We start from the raw sequence: 2,118 nt of genomic DNA, 5'->3' as shown, positions 1-2,118 counted from the left end.
ATTGAAAGCAAATTAATAGGTTGTTAAAACGACTGTGCGGGTTGGATTGTCCCATTTAACGGATACTTTAAATGGCTGCAAATCTACCGCTTTGATATATTCGAGATTTCGGTGAGTAGTGGTGCGGAAGTCTGCGACTTTACTCGGATCGATTCCTAAAGACTTTAGAAAAACAACCGGAATACAAGCATTCCCATTCACCAAAATTCCTTGATTTTGATATAGCTGGGCGTTGATTTTGACACTAATAACGGGGTAGCTAGGAGGAGGGGGAGGCGTTAAGCCCTGCCTCTGAGCTTCCTTCCGACTCCATGCTTCTAGACCATCCGCCAATCCACGGGCGAAGTCTAGGCGCTTGGTTTGAAATAAAGCGCGATCGCTCGGATTGGTAATAAACCCCAACTCCATCAGCACAGAGGGAATATCCACTTGACGGCAGAAACCCAAACTCCCGACACCTGTGGCGATATCCGACTTAACACCACGAGACGGCAAACTGGGAACTGCCTTGAGTAAGGATTGCAGTAGTAACTGGGCATCGGTTTCGCGTTGCTCGTTGCCGTCAGTATAGAAGGCGCTGGCACCTCGGATATTGGTGTTTCCGACGGAATCGGCGTGGATTTCTAAAGCGACATCACCACGGCGGGAATAGGCATTGATCCAAGTAATCGTTTCCTTCAAACTCAGGGAATCGGGAACAGAGGAAACATCTAAACCGCGCGATCGCATTTCCTTAACCGCAGCATCGCGGGTAAGCCGCATTTCTCTGTCTTCTGTAGTGCCTCCAGATTGTGCGCCCGGATCGCCAGCACCATGTCCAGCGGAAAGAAAAATTCGTACCATTTTACGATCTCTCCAAAATTTTAATCGCCTGGAATGTTGTCGTAATTCATTCCGATCCATCCCCACAAAGATAGAATCCGCAGGCTCAGCTGATACTTTCTTGCCCACACATCCAGGCTATGATACGCCGTATTGTAACTTAGCCCTGAGAGAGTCGATGGAGCGGTTGATTTCAGCACTGGGGTTGGCTGTTTTTGTGGGATTATCTTATGCCTTCTCAGTGAACCGGCGTGCTGTGCGTTGGCGTCCGGTATTTTGGGGGCTTGGGTTAGAGTTTATTTTTGCACTGCTGATTCTGAAAACTCCCGGCGGTTTAGCTGTATTTAAGTTTCTCGGCGATGTCGTTAGCCGCTTTTTAGAATTCTCTGATGTGGGTGCCAAATTTGTCTTTGGAGATAACTTTGTCGAACACTTTTTTGCTTTTAAAGTGCTGCCGACGATTATCTTTTTTTCTTCCTTCATCACGGTGCTATACCACTACGGCATTGTGCAGCGAGTGGTGAATGGGATGGCGTGGGTCATGATGAAGACGATGGGAACATCAGGGGCTGAGTCTTTATCGTGTGCGGGGAACGTCTTTTTAGGGCCAACTGAGTCACCGTTACTGGTGAAGCCTTATGTGGCGACGATGACGCAATCAGAACTTCATGCAGTAATGACCGCGGGCTTTGGGACAATTGCGGGTGGCGTATTAGGGGCATATCTCTCCTTTGGGATTCCACCGGCACATCTGATTGCCGCTTTCTTCATGACTGCCCCGACTTCGCTGGTTGCCTCAAAATTGCTTTATCCAGAAACGGAAGTCCCCAAGACGGTTGGCAAGGCAGGGATAGAGGTGGAGAGTACCTTTGTGAATGCGATTGACGCAGCAGCTGGGGGAGCAATTGACGGGACAAAACTGGCAGTGAATGTCGCGGCGATGATTATTGCCTTTTTGGGGTTACTGGCTTTCGTCAATGCGCTCCTGGGATGGTTGGGGGGGCTTCTTGGCGTGCCTTTGCTGTCGTTGGAGTGGATGTTGTCTTTTGTAATGGCTCCCGTTGCGTGGCTGCTCGGAGTGCCTTGGGCTGACTGCGCTCAGGTGGGGGTGTTGTTAGGAAAAAAGACAATTTTGAATGATTTTATCGCCTATCTGGATCTGAAGACTCTAATTGAGCAGAAGGCAATATCCGAACGGGCGGTAATTATCTCAACCTACGCTTTGTGCAACTTTGCCAATATTGGCTCGATTGGAATCACAATCGGCGGGATTGGCGGGATGGCACCGAACCGTCA

Annotated in this window: 2 protein-coding genes; one reads left to right on the top strand and one right to left on the bottom strand. The window is 49.2% G+C overall.

The genetic code is table 11. The annotated features are described in order from the left end of the window. Nucleotides 1-12: 12 nt before the first annotated feature. Nucleotides 13-843, bottom strand: a complete 831-nt coding sequence (locus H6F50_RS05590) for an N-acetylmuramoyl-L-alanine amidase (protein ID WP_190427254.1) — start codon at nucleotides 841-843, stop codon at nucleotides 13-15. 157 nt (nucleotides 844-1,000) lie between these two features. Here H6F50_RS05590 and H6F50_RS05585 point away from each other — a divergent pair. Continuing rightward, nucleotides 1,001-2,118 (top strand): nucleoside transporter C-terminal domain-containing protein (locus H6F50_RS05585; RefSeq protein WP_190427252.1); only part of this gene is annotated, 1,118 nt, incomplete at its 3' end.

This window comes from Coleofasciculus sp. FACHB-712 (assembly GCF_014695635.1).
In the GTDB taxonomy this organism is placed as follows: Bacteria; Cyanobacteriota; Cyanobacteriia; order Cyanobacteriales; family FACHB-T130; genus FACHB-T130.
Note: the sequence above shows the minus strand (reverse complement) of the source record. Positions and strands in the feature narration are given on the sequence as shown.